Raw genomic sequence first — 15,452 nt, forward strand, 5'->3', positions numbered from 1 at the left:
CGCACGGGCCTATTCGGCGGCCAGTGGCTGCTGCTCGATGGTGTCGCGGAAAAACGCGATGGTCTTTTCCAGACCCTCGCGCAGCGCCACATTCGGCTCCCAGCCCAGCACGTCGCGTGCCTTGCTGATATCGGGCTTGCGCTGCTTGGGGTCATCCACCGGCAGATCGGTGTACACGACCTTGGAGCCTGAATTGGTCAGCTCCACCACAAGCTCGGCCAGTTGGCCAATGGTGAACTCCACCGGATTGCCGGTATTGATCGGGCCGGTGACTTCCGGTCCAGTATTCATCATGCGGTGCATGGCGTCCACGAGGTCGCTGACATAGCAGAATGAGCGGGTCTGGTTGCCGGTGCCGTAAACGGTGATCGGCTTGCCCTGCAGCGCCTGGACGATGAAGTTGGACACGACGCGACCATCGGCCGGGTGCATGTTGGGGCCATAGGTGTTGAAGATGCGGATCACCTTGATCTGCACATCATGCTGGCGGTGATAATCAAAGAACAGGGTTTCGGCGCAGCGCTTGCCTTCGTCATAGCAGGAGCGCGGGCCGATCGGGTTCACATGACCCCAATAGCCTTCGTGCTGGGGATGCACCTCCGGATCGCCATAGACTTCCGAGGTCGAGGCTTGCAGCACCGGCACGCGCAGGCGCTTGGCGAGCCCGAGCATGTTGATGGCGCCCATGACGCTGGTCTTGGTGGTCTGGACCGGATCGAACTGGTAGTGCACCGGCGAAGCGGGACAGGCCAGGTTGTAGATCTGGTCCACTTCCACATAAAGGGGGAAGGTCACGTCGTGGCGCATGAACTCGAAGCGCTTGTTGTCGAGCAAGGCTTCGATATTGCGGCGCCGGCCGGTAAAGAGATTGTCGACGCACAGCACTTCATTGCCTTCGTCGAGCAGTTTTGCGCAAAGATGCGAGCCGATGAACCCGGCGCCACCCGTGACCAAAATGCGCTTGCTCATGCAGACTCCGTCAAATTCAAGGTTTGTAGCTTGCGCGTAAAGCCTCCGGGCGGTGCCAGCAAGGACTTTTGCGTGTCGCGGGCCGCGCGCGAGTTCAGCGTCGCACGCGGCGGCTGAGCGAACTGGCTGAAACGGCGAGGAGAATAATGCCACCGACAAGGATCTGCCGCACATAGCTATCGACGCTGAGCTGGGTGAGGCCGTTGTCTAGGATACCGAGGATCAGCACGCCGACGATGGTGTAGAGCAGGCGCGGCTCGCCGTGCTCCGAAAGGGTGGAGCCCAGAAACACCGCGGCAATGGCGTTGAGCATAAGCCCGCTGCCCTGGGTCGGGTTGGCGGAAGCGACGCGGCTGGCATACATGATGCCGGCGAGGGCCGCCGAGCCCCCAGTGAGGGCAAAGGCGATGAGCTTGAGCTTGCGCACGGCCACGCCGCTGAGATGGGCCGCCTCCATATTGCCGCCCATGGCGTACAGCCGGCGGCCAAAAGTGGTCTGCTCGAGGAGGGCCCAGGCGAGCGCGGCCACGGCAATGGCGAGGAGCGTAAGGTTCGGGATGGCGATGGCAACGCCGCCCCATTCACCCAGCGGTAGGCCGCCGCGGGCGAAATCGCCGAACTCGGTAGGGATCGCGCGGCCCGAAATGGTCTTGCCGCCGCTGACGACGAAAGCGACGCCCGACACCATGGTGAGGGTGGCAAGGGTCGCGACAAAGGGGAGGATGCCGACATAGGCGATCAGCGCGCCGTTGATCGCCCCACCCACGACGCCGACGAGGAGGCCAATGCCCACGGCGGCCCAGATCGGCACGCCAAAGGTGAACAGAATGGCGACCACAATGCCGGCTAGGCTCGCCATGGAGCCAACGCTGAGATCGAAGTCGCCCATCACCATCACGATGGTCATGCCGGCAGCAACCACGATCAGCATGCTCATCTGCTGGCTGATATTGAGCCAGTTGCGGGCGGTCATGAAGGTGTCCGGCAGCAGCACCCAGAAGGTGACGAGGATCAGCGCAAAGCCAAGGAGGGTGCCATAGCGGCGAAGGAGGGTGAGCATCGAATTATCCTGTGGCGCGGCCGTAGCAGAGATTGAGCAGCTTTTCCTCGTCGAGGGCTGAGGCGGGGAGGATGTCGCTGATGGCGCCCTCGCGCATAACGGCGATGCGGTCGGCCATGCCCAAAAGCTCAGGCAGATCGGAGGAGACCAGCACCACGCCCATGCCCCGCGCGGTCATGGCGCGGATGATGGCATAGATGTCGAACTTGGCGCCGACATCGACGCCCCTTGTGGGCTCGTCGAGCAGCAGGAGGCGCGGATTGCCCACCAGCGCCTTGGCAAAGATCACCTTTTGCTGGTTGCCGCCGCTGAGCTCCTCGGCGCGCTGCCGGGGGCCGGCGGCTTTGAGGCGCACGAGCTCGCCCTGTTGGGCGGCCAGCGCCATCTCGTGGCGGGGCGTGAGGAACGTGCCCCAGCGGCTATGCGCCGCCAGATGGGGCAGGGTGGTGTTCTCGAAAATGGGGCGAGTGAGGACGAGGCCTTCGGAGCGGCGCTCGCGCGGAATATAGCTGACCCCGGCACGCCAGGCATCGGCCGGGCTGCGGGGGCGATAAGGGGCGCCATCGAGGCGCATGGTGCCGCCACCCGCGGCAAGATCGCCAAACAGGGTGCGCAACAATTCGCGCTGGCCGGCATTGGCGATGCCGGCGATCCCCAGCACTTCCCCGGCATGGACGGCAAAGCTCAGCGGCTTGGCGCCGCGCGGGGTGAGCGCCTCGGCGGCGAGCACCACGGCTTCCCCCGGGGCGGTGGTGCGCGGCGGATAGGCCTCCTCGACGCGGCGGCCGATCATCAGGGAAACGAGATCGTCATGCGTGATGTCGGCGATGCGGCCAGTATCGATGCTGCGCCCGTCGCGGATCACCGTGGCCATGTCGCAGATGGCCATGACCTCGTCCAGCCGGTGCGAGACATAGAGCACGGCAGCGCCTCGGGCACGCAGCTGACGCAACACGGTGAAGAGGCGCTCGGATTCGCCGCGGCTGAGGGCGGCGGTGGGCTCGTCGAGCACGTAAAGGCGCGCGGGGGCGTCGGCCTCGCCGATGAAGGCGGCGGAGATGCGCACCAGCATCTGGTCGCCCAGCGACAGGCGCCCGAGCGGGGTGGCGGGATCGAGATGGGTGATACTGAGGAGCGCGAGGGTTTCGCTTGCGGCCTGGTTCAGGCGTCGCCAATCCACAAAGGCACCGGCGCGGCGCGGATAGGGGCGCCCCAGAAAGATGTTTTCCGCCACCGACAGCGCCGGAACGACATTGAATTCCTGGTGGATGAAACGAAAGCCGAGCCGATAGGCTTCGCGCGGGCTGCCGATGCGGATCGGGGCGCCGTCGAGGGTGATCTCGGCGGTGTCGGGGGCAACCACGCCAGCCAGGATCTTGATCAGGGTGGATTTGCCCGCCCCGTTCTCGCCCATCAGCGCATGGATTTCCCCGGCGCTGATATCGAGATCGACACCGCGCAGGGCAGGCACGCCGCCATAGGCCTTGGCGACGCCGCGCAGCCGCAGCAAGGGCGAAGAGGAGGGAACCGGCGGCGCGGGGTCGCCGGGCAGGGGATGGCTCAGCGTTTATTCCTCGCCCACATTGGCCGAGGTGATGAGCTTGGAGGGCACATAGATGACGCCCTGGACAATCTCCTCGCCCGCCAGCACTCGCTCGACGGCATCAGCGGCGGCGGTGCCGATGCCGGCAAAATCCTGGGCCACGGTGGCTTCGAAATTGCCCCCGGCGCGGATGGCGTCGCGCGCCTGGGGATTGGCGTCGATGCCGGTCACGACAATGCCTTCGCCTTCGCGGCCAGCCGCCTCGATGGCCTGCAGCGCGCCCAGCGCCGGCTGGTCCCAGGCGGCCCAGACCGCCTTGATGCTGCCCGGCTCGGGATTGGCGGCAAGGATCGCTTCCATCTTGGCGCGCGAATCGGCAATGCCGCCATCGGACACATCGGGGGTCACGCGATCGAGCACGGTGATATCGGGGAAGTTGCCGAACACCGCGTCGGCCACGACGCCGCGCACCTGGACGGGCGGGAAGGCCTCGAAGACGAACATCACGATATTGCCCTCGCCATCGATCCGGTCGGCGACATAGGCGGCGGTTTCGGCGGCCATGGCATAGCCATTGCTCGTGACATTGGTGACGAGCAGCGGATCGGAGCCCGCATCCATGCCGATCACGGGAATGCCGGCATCCTCGGCGGCGCGCAGGCCCGCAGTCACCTGGGTCGGATCGACATTGAGCACGATGGCATCAACGTTCTGGTTGACCATGTCTTCCATGCGGCTGATCACGGCCGCGACGTCGCCGGCGGTGTCGATCACATTGACGTCCCAATCCTTGCCTTCTGCGGCCGCCTCGAAGGCTTCCACATAGAACTGCGTGCCGGGCTGGGCCAGATAGGGGGTGATCACCGCGATCTTGGATTGGGCGAGGGCAGCGCCCGCGCCAAGGCTGGCGGAAAGCAGAACAGTGCCGGCGAGCAGGCGCCGCGTCGTGGCCCGGGTAATGGTCATGTGCTGGTGTCCCCCAATGCGGCGGGCCGCAAGGGCCCGCGCGTGTTTCCTTTTTCTCGCCGGCACCATATGGGAGAGCCCAGGGATCGGCTAGAGTTTTGAGGACCGGCGCGTGGCGAAAAGCACACTTATCGGCGTGGATGTGGGGACAACCGCCACCAAGGCCGTGCTGATTGGGGAAGGGGGCGAGCGGCTGGCCGCCTTTTCGCAGGCTCACCCCACCCACCGCCCGCAGCCGGGCCATGCCGAGCAGGACCCGCGCGACTGGATGGCCGGCGTGTTGGCCGCGCTCGAGCGCTTTGCCGCCGAACATGACTTGAGCGGGCTGCAGGCGATCGGCATCTGCAGCCAAGTCAACACCCATGTGTTCGTCGATGGCGCAGGAGAGCCGCTCCTGCCCGCGATCACCTGGCAGGATACGCGCACGGCCCCCGATGCGGCCGCGCTCGAGGCGCAGGTGACGCCTGAGCAGAAGCTCGCCTGGTTTGGCGGCCCGGTGCCGATCGATGCCAGCCATGCTCTGTCACGCATGGCCTATGTCCGGCGCGTCGATCCCGCGCTTTATGCCCGGACAGCGCATGTGCTGCTGCCCAAGGATTTCTGCGTGCTGCAGCTGACTGGAGCCGTGGTGAGCGATCCCGTTTCGGCCGTGGGCATGGTCAATGAGCAGGGCTATGTCGCTGATCTGCTCGATCTCGTGCCCGGCGCCGCTGCCAAGCTGCCGCCGCTGGCGAGCTTTACCACCGTAGCCGGACGGGTGCGGGCCGGGCTGCCCTGTGCGGGCACCCCGGTGGTCGTGGGCGCCATGGATGCCTGGGGCGGGATGTTCGGCGTCGGGGTCGTGGGCAATGGCGATGCGATGTATCAAAGCGGCACCAGCGAGATTGCCGGGATCGTGTGCGCAACCGTGGTGCCTACTCCCGGGGTGATCCTGTTTCCGCCCTATGAAGGGATCGTCATGCATGCCGCGCCCACGCAAATGGGCGGCGCGGCGCTGGGGTGGTTTGCCGGAGTGCTGGGGCGCAGCCCGGCCGACACCGCGGCGCTGGCCGGCAGTGCCAAGGGAACGGTGCCGCTGTTCTTGCCGCATCTGCAGGGGGAGCGGGCGCCGCTTTGGGATGGGCAGACGCGCGGCGTCTTTGCCCGGCTCGATCCGAGCGCAGGCGCCCCCGAAATGGCGCGCGGCGTGCTCGAAGGGGTGGCCTATGCCGCGCGGCTGGCCTTTGATGCCCTGCGCCAATCGAGCGCTGTCGAGCCCGAGGTCATCAATATCGGCGGGGGCGGTGCCCAATCGGACCTCTGGTGCCAGATCCGCGCTGATGTTTTGGGCAGGCCCCTGCGCCGCTGCGTGGCGCCGGAATCAGCAGCGCTGGGCGCGGCGATCCTCGCGGGGCAATCGCAGGACGCGAGCACGCCGCTCGCCGAAGTGGTGCGCCGGCTGGTGCGGTTCGACCGGGTGTTCGAGCCCGATCCGGCGATGGCGGATTACCATGCCGCGCGCCTGGGGCAGTATCGGCGGCTTTATGAGGATCTGCGGGGGTTCAATAGCGGGTTCTGATGGGGCGGTTCCCGGTTCCGTAGTCTCAGTGACGTGGTGGGGTGGTGCGGTGGGTCGCTGATGGACCCCACCCTAGCCCTCCCCTCAAGGGGGAGGGACGGTTCGCGTTTGTGGCGGGGCTGGCGTTTGCAGCCTTGAGCTCTCTTGTTGTCAGCTCCGTTGAGGCAGTCAGGCCTCCCTCCCCCTTGAGGGGAGGGCTGGGGAGGGGGTGGTGCGGTGGGTCACTGATGGACCCCCACCCCCGGCCCCTCCCCTCAAGGGGGAGGGGAGGCATGAGCCAGGAGGATTGTTCTTGTGGAACAGCCTTAAAGCGCGGGGGTGGTACCCAGACCGAGTGCCCCGATGCACACCCTCCCCCTTGAGGGGAGGGATGGGGTGGGGGTTCAGGCCCGTCCACGAGGTGGGTGGTTGCTTAAGCCCTCGAAATCGGGGGCGCTCCACACAAAACTCCACTCGCGCCCCGACGCCTGCACCCCCACCCTAGCCCTCCCCTCAAGGGGGAGGGGACGGTTCGCGTTTGTGAAGGGGCCGGTGTGTGTTTGCAGCCCTGAACTATTTTGTTCTTCAGTCTCAATGTCGGCAGTCTAGCCTCCCTCCCCCTTGAGGGGAGGGCTGGGGAGGGGGTGTTTCTGGTGATCACTGATGGGCCCCCACCCCCGGCATGAGCACCTCTATCTGTGCAATTGCCCGCCTAAACCCGGAACCAGTCCAGGCACCCCAGGGGCAGGATGGAGTTGCTGACGAGGAGGGCGCCGTTTTGGTAGAGGGCGGTGGTGTTGCCGCCCTGGGAGAGGTCGACGGCCCAGAGCTGGTTGTTAGGATCGCTCCAAAGGAGCCGGGCGCCTGATTGCTGGATGGCGGTGAGCGCCTCTCCGGGAGTAACGCCGGGGCGGAACATTACCATGACGCTGTCCAAACCCGGCGTCGGAAGGGCGGCGAGGGGAGCGGCGACGACGACGGCGAGAACCAGGGCCAGGGGCGAGCTCATCAGGCGGCGCCCGCCGGTGGGGCGGCGGCGCAGGAGCAGGCCGGCGACAAAGGGCACAATGCCGAAGATTGCGAGCCAAAGCAGGTCCCAGAACAGGGGATTGTCCACATCCATGCGGATGCGGTGAATGCCCAAGAGCCAATGGGAGAGGACGGCATCGATGATATGCCAGGTGCCAAAGCCGAGGAGCGCCATGGCAAGCAGCAGCCGGTCGGCGCCGGGTTCGGCAAAGGCCTGGCGCGAGCGCCACAGCAGCCATAGGCCAATGGCGGTCACGATATACATGAGCAGGTGGAACAGCCCGTCGGTCATCACCAACACGCGCAGGTCCTGGCGGGCCTGTTCGAGCCCGCTCAGCAGATGGTGCCATTGCAGCACCTGATGCAGCAGAATCCCGTCAAAGAACCCGCCGAGCCCGAAACCGATGGCAAAGCCGGCCCAGCCGAGGCGCCCACCCAAGTTCCTGCCTTCGGTTGCCGCCATCGCCTGTGCCATTCCTTGCCTCCGGATTTGGGGGTGGCTCAGTAGGTTGCCCGGCCACCAGACAGATCAAACACCGCCGCCGTGGTGAAACTGTTTTCCGCTGACACGAGCCAGGCCACCATATTGGCGGCTTCCTCGACCTCGAGGAACCGGCCGCGCGGAATGCGGCTAAGCATGTAATCGATGAACTCGGGCTTGAGTTCATCGAGGATGCGGGTTTTGGCCGTCGCCGGGGTGATCGCATTAACGGCGATGTTGTATTTGGCCACTTCCTTGCCCACGGCCTTGGTCATGCCGATGACACCAGCCTTGGCGGCGGCATAGGCGGCCGCATTGGGGTTGCCTTCCTTGCCGGCGATGGAGGCGATGTTGACAATGCGCCCATAATTGCGCGCCTTCATGCCCGGCAGCACCGCGCGATTGACGTGAAAGGCGCCGTTAAGATCGATGTCGATCACGCGGCGCCATTCATCGAGCTCATATTCGTCGAGCGGAGCGTTCTTGCCGGCGATCCCAGCCGAATGCACGACGATATCAAGGCTGCCGGCTTCCCCCTCAACCTGGGCGACGGCTGCGGCGACGGCATCGTAATCGGTGATGTTGAGGGTGATGGTCGAGGTAGCGCCGCCAAGGGCGGTGCGCGCCGCTTCCAGCAGCTCGCCGTTGATGTCCCACAACCACACGCGGGCGCCCGAGGCGACCAGCCGCTGGGCAATGGCAAAGCCCAACCCCTGCGCGCCACCCGTCACTACGGCTACGCGTTCGCGCAAATCGATCTGGTTCATGCCTTGCTCCTCCGGCTTGTTTGACCCTCCCAATTCCCCCTTTGCGGCACGGGCTGTCAACACCCGGCACGGGCCGCCCACTGTCTGCTGGCGTACCCGACGGGACAGGGGCGACGGATGGGGTAGAGGGGATAACCGTTCGTCTGTCGGGTGGCGTGAATGGAATGGTTGAGAGACGTCGTTTGCTCTTCCCCTAGGATAAGAGATAAGGCGTCAGGCGGGCAGCAGCCAGCGCAACGATTGCTGCAATTGCTGCTTGCCGTTCTGCTCGAACCAGCGGCCATGGGCAAAGATCACCCGTTCCGGATCCAGCGCGACCAGCCGCGCCGCGGCCGCCGATGCCGCCGCACCACCGGCCTTGAAGGCGGCACGGGCATAAACCGGCGCTTTGCCGTCGGGCGCGGCCGACCCCACCAGCTTGGCGCCGATCTTCATCAACGGGGGCAGCTTTTCGGGCTCCACATTGACCACCAGATCGGTGAGCACCAGGCTGTGCGAGGGGCGGTGGAACAGGGCGGCTTCTGCAATGGCGCCGCCGCGCACCACCACCACTTCGACCTCACCATTCCATTCGCCAGGCGCCCCGTCTTCCAGCACCCGATCGAGCTTTAGATCGGCCTTTTGCACCGCCGGCCGCTCCTTGAGCGTCGGGGCACCCCACGAAACGACGCCGGGATAATGCTCCTGCCATTCCTTCATGAATGACCAGTGCACGGTGTTTGGTGCCACCAGATGCCCGATGCGGCCGATCGTCTCCAGCCGCGCGCGCAGCTCGAAGCTGAACTGAGTGGGTGAATGGAGCACCAGTTCGCCATTGCCAAGCCGGATCACCGTCATGCGCAGGGGAATGGGCATGCCGGCCAGATGCATGGGGCCACTATCGACGATCCAGAGATCTGGGGCGACGGGCTTGGGCTCGTTGATGGGCAGATAAGCAACGCTCGTCATGCGGACCTCCGGAGTGGGGAGGTTGGATAACGCCCCCGCGCCGCAAAGGTCGCGCCGCTTTACCTGAAGCACCTCAGCGCGGGGCGGGCGAGGTGTAAAGATCAACCAGCGCCTTGGCACGCTCGACCACGAGGTCGAGCCCTTCTTCATAGGAAGCGGAAACCTTGGTGGGCAGCAAGGCGCGGGTGGCCTGTTCGGTCACTTCTGCTGTGAGGATCTTGTCTGCCAGAACCACGATGACGTGCCTTTTGTAGTAAACCAGCAAGAATCCGACCCTTGAACATTGCGCCCGACAACGCAGAGGGTGGCTGGTGGTTTCGGCCGGTTTCTTGGGAAATCGAGAAAGTTTGCCGGGTGAGAGTGTTGACAACCCGGGAACCGCCGCCCAGCCTCGTTTTTTCTATGCCATTGGAAAATCACAACATTGGGTGGCGATGAGGTGACCAGCGCGGCCGCTAGCCAGGACGTGACGGGTGGTGGCCACGCGTGCAGGGGTGTAGTAGCCATTCCCATCGCGCTCCTTTTTTGAGCCAGGTTTCTCCCGCAAACGAGTATCGCCCTCGATGAATCCCGTTCTTTCCACCCGTATGGCCAGGCTGCGCGAGCGGATGGCTGCCACTTCCACCGACCTTGTGGTGATCGGCCCGTCCAGCCACATGCTCTATCTGGCCGATCTGTCGCCCCATGGCGACGAACGCCCGGTGCTGCTGATGGTCAGCCAGAGCTTTGCGGGTTTCCTGATGCCGGCGCTCAATGTCGACAGCGCCCGCCAGCACACCGATCTGCCGTTCTTTCCCTGGGCCGATGCCGAAGGCCCCGATGCGGCGCTCGAACAGTTGCTAGAGGCCACGGGCGTGCCGCGCAGCGGCGCTTCGGTCGTGCTCGATGAAACCATGCGCGCCGATTTCGCCCTGCTGGTGCTCGATGCGCTGCCGGGCGCCCAGCGCCGCTTCACCGGCGATACGGTGAGCTATCTGCGTTCGCGCAAAGACGAGGCGGAATATGCCGCGCTCAAAGCCAGTGCCGTGCTCAATGACGCCGCCATGCTCGCGGGCTTTGCCGCGCTGCGGCCGGGGATCACCGAGCGCGAAGTGGCCGATGTGATCGGGCAGTTCTACAAGGATCATGGCGCGGCGCGCGAATTCACCAGCATCTGCTTTGGCCCCAATGGCGCCTTTCCCCATCACCACACCGGCGACACCCAGCTCAAGGCGGGCGATGCGGTGCTGATCGATACCGGCGCGCGCATCGGCGGCTATCCCTCCGACATGACGCGGGTGGGCTATCTCGGCACGGCGCCGGAAGGGTTTGACGAGATCCATGGCGTGCTCGACCGGGCCGTGGAGGCGGCGATTGCCGCGGCCAAGCCGGGCGTCCTGGCGCGGGAGGTCGACAAGGCGGCCCGCGATGTGATCACCGCGGCTGGCTACGGCCCCAATTTCCTGCACCGCACCGGGCATGGGCTGGGGATCGACATCCACGAAACGCCCTACATCACCGCAACCTCCGACACGGTGCTGGAAGAGGGCATGGTGTTTTCGATCGAGCCGGGGATTTACCTGCAGGGCCGGTTCGGCCTGCGGCTCGAAGAGATCGTCATCATCCGCAATGGCGTGGCGGAGATCTTGTCGGATCTGCTGCGCACGGCGATTGCCGGCGGCGCCTGAGCGAAGGGGCAAAGAAAAGGGGAGGGCGCCGGGCGCTCTCCCCATTTGGTCGGCACTGGCGGCGCGCCTAGAAGGACCAGCGCACGCCTAAGGTATTGGCATTGGCGCCTTCGCCCATATGCCCAAGCGTATTCCAGCCGCCCGAGCGGTGCTGCAGGCGCCAGAAAAATTCCATATCCGGATTGTCGTGGGTGGAGATGCTGAGCTCCGGGGCCATGTAGAACAGGAACGTGCTGTCGCCATCGCGCTTTAGCTCGCGCACCACTTCGACATCGAGCGGATTGGTGATCAGGGACAGCCCGCCGGTGATGCTGGCCGAGATCTTGATCTTGTCGGTGTTGATGAACCCGTCCGAGCGCGCCACGACGCCTGCCCACACTTCGCCGGCAAAATCGGGGCCCTTGCGCACGGCCGCGCCGCCCTCGAGCCCGAGCCGGAAACCGTTCTCATGGCCGAGGAAGAAGTGCTGATAGCCCGCGCCCAGCATATACGCGTCCTGGTAGTCGGTGGCGATGAAGTTGAAAGTTTCGCCGACCGATTCGCTGGAATAAACGCCACCGAACAGGAACACATTGCCGTTCTTGTCGAGAGCGGGAACCTCCACTTCCTGGGCAAGAGCCGGCATCGCCAAAGCCCCCACAAGCAAGCTGCAAACCGCAAAGCTGATCACGCGTCCCAAACGAAAACTCCTTACTGCAAGCCTGGCTCACCCAGCATCTCAGATGGTTCGGTCAAAACCAAGGCCGAATTGGCAATTGTGCCCGTCGCGGAGCCGCTTGTGTCGGGAGCGCAACAAGAGAAAGCGGCACCCTTAAACGGAGGGCGCCTTGAGCGGCAAGGCTTCGGTGTTGCCGCCAATGGTGGACCGGCGCACGATGAGTTCGCCGCTCAGCGGATTGTGGGAGGGCGCCAGCTCGGGATTGGCGAGCTGGCCCAGGATCAGCTCCACGGCCTTGTCGACCATGGCATCCACTGGCTGGCTGAAAGTCGTAAGCGAATAGTGGGGCCAGCGCGTGAGTTCGACATCGTCGAACCCGGCAACGGCGATGTCCTCGGGCACGCGCAGGCCGGCCGCTTCCGTCAGCGCATCCATGCCGCCTGCAGCGAGGATGTCATTGGCGAAAAACACCGCATCGGTGGCTTCGCCGCGCGCGATCTCGAGAGCCGAGCGATAGCCGGCCTCATAGCTATATTCGCCGCCGGCAATGCAGTGGCTTAGGCGCATGCCGAGTTCCGCCACCCGGGTGACAAAGGCATTCTGGCGCTCAAGATTGGTCGAGGTATGGGGCAGGCCGGCCACATAGGCGACGCGCTGCCGGCCGATGGCATAGAAGTGGTCGGCAATAGCGCGGGCCCCCTCGATGTTGTTGCAGCTGACGGAAGTCAGGCTGAGATCGGGAATGGTGCGGTTGACCAGCACCGCTGCCCGTCCTTCGGTGGCCCAGCGCAGGGAAGCGCCGGACAGCACGGTGGCCGAAATAATCACCACCGCATCAACATTGTATTTCCGCAGGGCGAGCAGTTGCTCTTCGATATTGGAGCCACGGGTGATGTTGAACATGAGGCTCTGCAAACCCACCCGCTGCAAGCCGCGCGAGAGCTTTTCGATCAGGCTGGGATAAAACGGGTTCTGCATCTCCGACACGACAATGCCCGCAATATTGCTGCGTCGGGTGGAGAGCATGGAGGCGATGGCATTGGGCTGGTAGTCGAGCTCTTCGGCCGCCCGCAGGATGCGCTGCCGTAATTCCGGTGAGATCGAACTGCCCGGCGTGAAGGCGCGCGACACGGCTGACTGGCTGACACCCATCAGGCGCGCCAGTTCACGCGCCGTACGGGGCTTATGGCGCAGTTGCAGTGCCTCGGGGTCGGTCTTGGTCATCAAGCGTCTCGATTGTCTGGGCAGCATAGCGCATCGCTCCAGCTTAGGACATATCTTTGCATACGGATGCAAACAAGCGGTTGCATCCGTATGCAAGCATGTTATCGTTGGCGTGTGGCAGGCAAAGGACTTCGCAGAAAAGTCCGGCCAACGCCGATCCGTCCGCGCCATTGGTGCGGCAGGGAGGTGAGTGCGCTGCAATCCTGTTTGCTTGACTTGTCATTGGGAGGGGCCATGACGGGCGCCTTGGACCACCTGCGCGTGGTCGATTATTCAGATACTCTGGCCGGGCAATACTGCGCCCGCCTGCTGGCCGATTACGGCGCTTCCGTTATTCTTGTGGAAGGACCGGACGGCTCGCCCGTCCGCCGCATGGCCCCGTTTTCGCGCCACGGCGATTCCCTGCAGTTCTTCCATCTCAATTCGGGCAAAAGCTCACTGGTGCTCGATCCCGATGCACCCGATGCCGCCGAGCGGCTGGCCATGCTGCTGGTCGGCGCCGACATAGCCGTGCTGCCCCCCGGTGCCGATGCGCAACGGATCAGCCGGCAGAACCCCGCCTGCATCGTGGTGCAGCCCTCGAGCTTTGGGGCTGATGGTCCCCGCGCCCAGTGGCAAGGCCCGGAAATCGTGTTGCAGGCCCTGTCAGGCATGATGCACAATAATGGTGCGGCCGGACGCGAGCCGCTGTTTGGCACCGGCAATCGCGCCGCCATGGCCAGCGGCATCGGCGCCTTTATTGGTACGCTTGCCGCGGTTTATGCTCGCGGCGAAACCGGTCCCGGCCAGATCGTGCAGATCGATGCCGCCGAAACCGCCGCCGCCATGTGTTTCCCCTATGTGATGCAGCATATCTATAATGGCTCCGTGCGGCAGCGCACGGAACAGGCCGTGCAGGCGGGGCAGGTGCTTTGCCGCGACGGCTGGGTGTGCATCTGGATCTATAACTTCCGCTGGCATGCACTGCTGGGGGCGCTCGAGCTCCCCGAGCTCGAGCATGATCCGCGCTTTGCCGATCCCGCCGACCGGCGTGCCAATTGGGATACGCTGTTTGCCATCTTCCAGGCTAAGGTCGCCGATCTCGAGGCCGAGGCGCTGGTGGAACGGCTGCAACAAGCGCAGGTGATTGCCGCCAAGGCTTATCGCCCATCCGAATTGATCAACAGCCGCCATCTGCGCGAGCGCAATTATTGGCAGACCCTGGACGGCCGGACCGTTCTGGGGGCGCCCTTCCGCTTGTCAGCGACGCCACGCCAACTGCGCTCGCTGGCACCGGCACTGGGTGCGGGCCCGACCGAAAACCTCCCATCGGCGCGGCCCGCGCCCAGCGCGCCGCCTCGCCACGATAAGCCCCTGCAAGATATCCGCGTGATCGAGTTGACGACCGCGTGGGCTGGGCCGATGGCCGGCCGGGTGCTGGCCTATTTCGGCGCTGAATCCATCCATGTCGAAGCGCCCAACCGAGTCAATTCCTGGCGGCTCAACAAGGACAAACCCAATCCGGTCAACTTTCCCGATCGGGAGCCGGGCGCCCGCTGGTATGACCGCTCGTTCCTGTTCAATTCCCAGAACGTCAACAAGCTCAGCTGCATCCTCAACCTCAAGACCGAGGAGGGCAGGGCGACCCTGCGGCGCCTGGTTGAGGTCGCCGATGTGCTGATCTGCAATTTCCGGCCCAATACGCTGAAAAAGCTTGGGCTCGACTACCAAAGCCTCGCCGCCATCAAGCCCGATATCATCGTGGCCGAACTGCCCGCCTTTGGCGTGACCGGACCCATGTCCAACCATGCCGCGCTCGGGCCCACCATGGAAATGGCGGCCGGTATGTCGGCGATGATCGGCTATCCCGGCGGGCAGCCCGAAGTCACCGGCCCTTCTTATCTGGACCCCATCGGGGGCTTCAATTCGGCCGCTGCGATCCTCACGGCCCTGGTGCATCGCCAGCGCACGGGGGAGGGGCAATATGTGGAGATCCCGCAGGTGGAAGCGGCCATGCACCTGATCGGTGCGGAAATCCTCAAGGCCGCTGAGACCGGCGATGACCCGCCGCTCAACGGCAACCGCGTGCCCTACGCGGCCCCGCATGATGCCTTCCCCACGCTCGGCGATGATCAATGGATCGCCATTGCGGCCATGGACGAAGGGCAGTGGCAGCGGCTGTGCATGGAGATGGGCAGTCCCGAGCTGGCCACTGATCCGCGCTTCGCCAACCTCGATCGGCGGCGAGACAATGACGAAGCGCTGCGAGCAATCATCAGTGGCTGGACCACCGACAAGGACAAGCATGCCCTTGCCCAGCAGTTGCAAGCCGCCGGGATTGCCGCAGCGCCGGTGCAGAACCCCAAGGATCTGGCCGAGGATCCCTATCTCGGTTATCGCGGCTTTTTCACCGAGCTCGAGCATCCCGATGCCGGCCGGCACCCGCATCCGAGCCTGCCCATTCACCTCAGCGCCACGCCCGGCGCCCAGATCCGGTCCGCCCCCACGTTCGGCGGGCACAACCGGCATGTGCTGCAATCCATTCTGCGCCTGCCCCCCGAGGAAATCGCGCGCATCGAAGCGAGCGACGCCATGGGCACCGAACCTTTGGCGGGGGCTTGAGC

General features: G+C 64.9%; 13 protein-coding genes. 3 read left to right on the forward strand and 10 right to left on the reverse strand.

The genetic code is table 11. The annotated features are described in order from the left end of the window. Nucleotides 1-9 precede the first annotated feature (9 nt). The 4 genes from HRU92_RS02210 to HRU92_RS02225 all read right to left on the reverse strand — a co-directional run bounded on the left by HRU92_RS02210 (nucleotide 10) and on the right by HRU92_RS02225 (nucleotide 4,538). On the reverse strand, nucleotides 10-969 hold the full coding sequence (locus HRU92_RS02210) for a UDP-glucuronic acid decarboxylase family protein (RefSeq protein WP_127752443.1): 960 nt from the start codon (nucleotides 967-969) through the stop codon (nucleotides 10-12). 94 nt (nucleotides 970-1,063) lie between these two features. Beyond that, nucleotides 1,064-2,029 carry an ABC transporter permease gene (locus tag HRU92_RS02215; RefSeq protein ID WP_172122831.1) on the reverse strand — a complete coding sequence of 322 codons (966 nt, stop codon included), beginning with the start codon at nucleotides 2,027-2,029 and terminating at the stop codon, nucleotides 1,064-1,066. A gap of 4 nt (nucleotides 2,030-2,033) precedes the next feature. Next, nucleotides 2,034-3,539: a sugar ABC transporter ATP-binding protein gene (locus HRU92_RS02220; RefSeq protein ID WP_172122832.1), complete on the reverse strand. Its 1,506-nt coding sequence runs from the start codon at nucleotides 3,537-3,539 to the stop codon at nucleotides 2,034-2,036. A gap of 57 nt (nucleotides 3,540-3,596) precedes the next feature. Continuing rightward, nucleotides 3,597-4,538 carry a substrate-binding domain-containing protein gene (locus HRU92_RS02225; RefSeq protein WP_172122833.1) on the reverse strand — a complete coding sequence of 314 codons (942 nt, stop codon included), beginning with the start codon at nucleotides 4,536-4,538 and terminating at the stop codon, nucleotides 3,597-3,599. 112 nt (nucleotides 4,539-4,650) lie between these two features. Between HRU92_RS02225 and HRU92_RS20820 the strand changes: the two genes are divergently transcribed. Further along, nucleotides 4,651-6,096, forward strand: coding sequence for an FGGY family carbohydrate kinase (locus tag HRU92_RS20820; protein WP_172122834.1), 1,446 nt, complete (start codon nucleotides 4,651-4,653; stop codon nucleotides 6,094-6,096). A 691-nt stretch (nucleotides 6,097-6,787) separates the two neighbouring features. Here HRU92_RS20820 and HRU92_RS02235 read toward each other — a convergent pair. The 4 genes from HRU92_RS02235 to HRU92_RS02250 all read right to left on the reverse strand — a co-directional run bounded on the left by HRU92_RS02235 (nucleotide 6,788) and on the right by HRU92_RS02250 (nucleotide 9,565). Continuing rightward, nucleotides 6,788-7,579 (reverse strand): DUF2243 domain-containing protein, encoded by a 792-nt coding sequence (locus HRU92_RS02235; RefSeq protein WP_173087500.1) that lies wholly within the window; start codon nucleotides 7,577-7,579, stop codon nucleotides 6,788-6,790. Between the two features lie 26 nt (nucleotides 7,580-7,605). Then, nucleotides 7,606-8,352, reverse strand: a complete 747-nt coding sequence (locus HRU92_RS02240; RefSeq protein WP_172122836.1) for an SDR family NAD(P)-dependent oxidoreductase — start codon at nucleotides 8,350-8,352, stop codon at nucleotides 7,606-7,608. 213 nt (nucleotides 8,353-8,565) lie between these two features. After that, complete coding sequence (locus HRU92_RS02245; RefSeq protein WP_172122837.1) at nucleotides 8,566-9,300, reverse strand: DUF4336 domain-containing protein; 735 nt, start codon at nucleotides 9,298-9,300, stop codon at nucleotides 8,566-8,568. 73 nt (nucleotides 9,301-9,373) lie between these two features. Then, nucleotides 9,374-9,565 (reverse strand): hypothetical protein, encoded by a 192-nt coding sequence (locus tag HRU92_RS02250; RefSeq protein WP_127752452.1) that lies wholly within the window; start codon nucleotides 9,563-9,565, stop codon nucleotides 9,374-9,376. Nucleotides 9,566-9,863: 298 nt separating this feature from the next. Here HRU92_RS02250 and HRU92_RS02255 point away from each other — a divergent pair, with 298 nt between their 5' ends. Then, nucleotides 9,864-10,967: a M24 family metallopeptidase gene (locus tag HRU92_RS02255; protein ID WP_172122838.1), complete on the forward strand. Its 1,104-nt coding sequence runs from the start codon at nucleotides 9,864-9,866 to the stop codon at nucleotides 10,965-10,967. Between the two features lie 67 nt (nucleotides 10,968-11,034). On the opposite strand, the gene HRU92_RS02260 is transcribed toward HRU92_RS02255, so the two are convergent. Both HRU92_RS02260 and HRU92_RS02265 read right to left on the reverse strand, forming a co-directional pair. Then, entirely contained in the window at nucleotides 11,035-11,592 is a 558-nt protein-coding gene (locus HRU92_RS02260) for a hypothetical protein (RefSeq protein ID WP_172122839.1), read from the reverse strand. A gap of 186 nt (nucleotides 11,593-11,778) precedes the next feature. Continuing rightward, nucleotides 11,779-12,849: a LacI family DNA-binding transcriptional regulator gene (locus HRU92_RS02265; protein WP_172122840.1), complete on the reverse strand. Its 1,071-nt coding sequence runs from the start codon at nucleotides 12,847-12,849 to the stop codon at nucleotides 11,779-11,781. Nucleotides 12,850-13,083: 234 nt separating this feature from the next. Here HRU92_RS02265 and HRU92_RS02270 point away from each other — a divergent pair, with 234 nt between their 5' ends. Then, nucleotides 13,084-15,450, forward strand: coding sequence for a CoA transferase (locus tag HRU92_RS02270; protein ID WP_172122841.1), 2,367 nt, complete (start codon nucleotides 13,084-13,086; stop codon nucleotides 15,448-15,450). Nucleotides 15,451-15,452 lie beyond the last annotated feature (2 nt).

It is taken from the genome of Devosia sp. 1635, from assembly GCF_013185955.1.
In the GTDB taxonomy this organism is placed as follows: domain Bacteria; phylum Pseudomonadota; class Alphaproteobacteria; order Rhizobiales; family Devosiaceae; genus Devosia.

Coding starts and splice junctions, on each gene's coding strand:
- HRU92_RS02225 (WP_172122833.1), bottom strand. CDS start 4,538: ATGACCATTACCCGGGCCACGACGCGGCGCCTGCTCGCCGGCACTGTT.
- HRU92_RS02260 (WP_172122839.1), bottom strand. CDS start 11,592: ATGCCGGCTCTTGCCCAGGAAGTGGAGGTTCCCGCTCTCGACAAGAAC.
- HRU92_RS02265 (WP_172122840.1), bottom strand. CDS start 12,849: ATGACCAAGACCGACCCCGAGGCACTGCAACTGCGCCATAAGCCCCGT.
- HRU92_RS02210 (WP_127752443.1), bottom strand. CDS start 969: ATGAGCAAGCGCATTTTGGTCACGGGTGGCGCCGGGTTCATCGGCTCG.
- HRU92_RS02235 (WP_173087500.1), bottom strand. CDS start 7,579: ATGGCACAGGCGATGGCGGCAACCGAAGGCAGGAACTTGGGTGGGCGC.
- HRU92_RS02215 (WP_172122831.1), bottom strand. CDS start 2,029: ATGCTCACCCTCCTTCGCCGCTATGGCACCCTCCTTGGCTTTGCGCTG.
- HRU92_RS02255 (WP_172122838.1), top strand. CDS start 9,864: ATGAATCCCGTTCTTTCCACCCGTATGGCCAGGCTGCGCGAGCGGATG.
- HRU92_RS02245 (WP_172122837.1), bottom strand. CDS start 9,300: ATGACGAGCGTTGCTTATCTGCCCATCAACGAGCCCAAGCCCGTCGCC.
- HRU92_RS02240 (WP_172122836.1), bottom strand. CDS start 8,352: ATGAACCAGATCGATTTGCGCGAACGCGTAGCCGTAGTGACGGGTGGC.
- HRU92_RS02270 (WP_172122841.1), top strand. CDS start 13,084: ATGACGGGCGCCTTGGACCACCTGCGCGTGGTCGATTATTCAGATACT.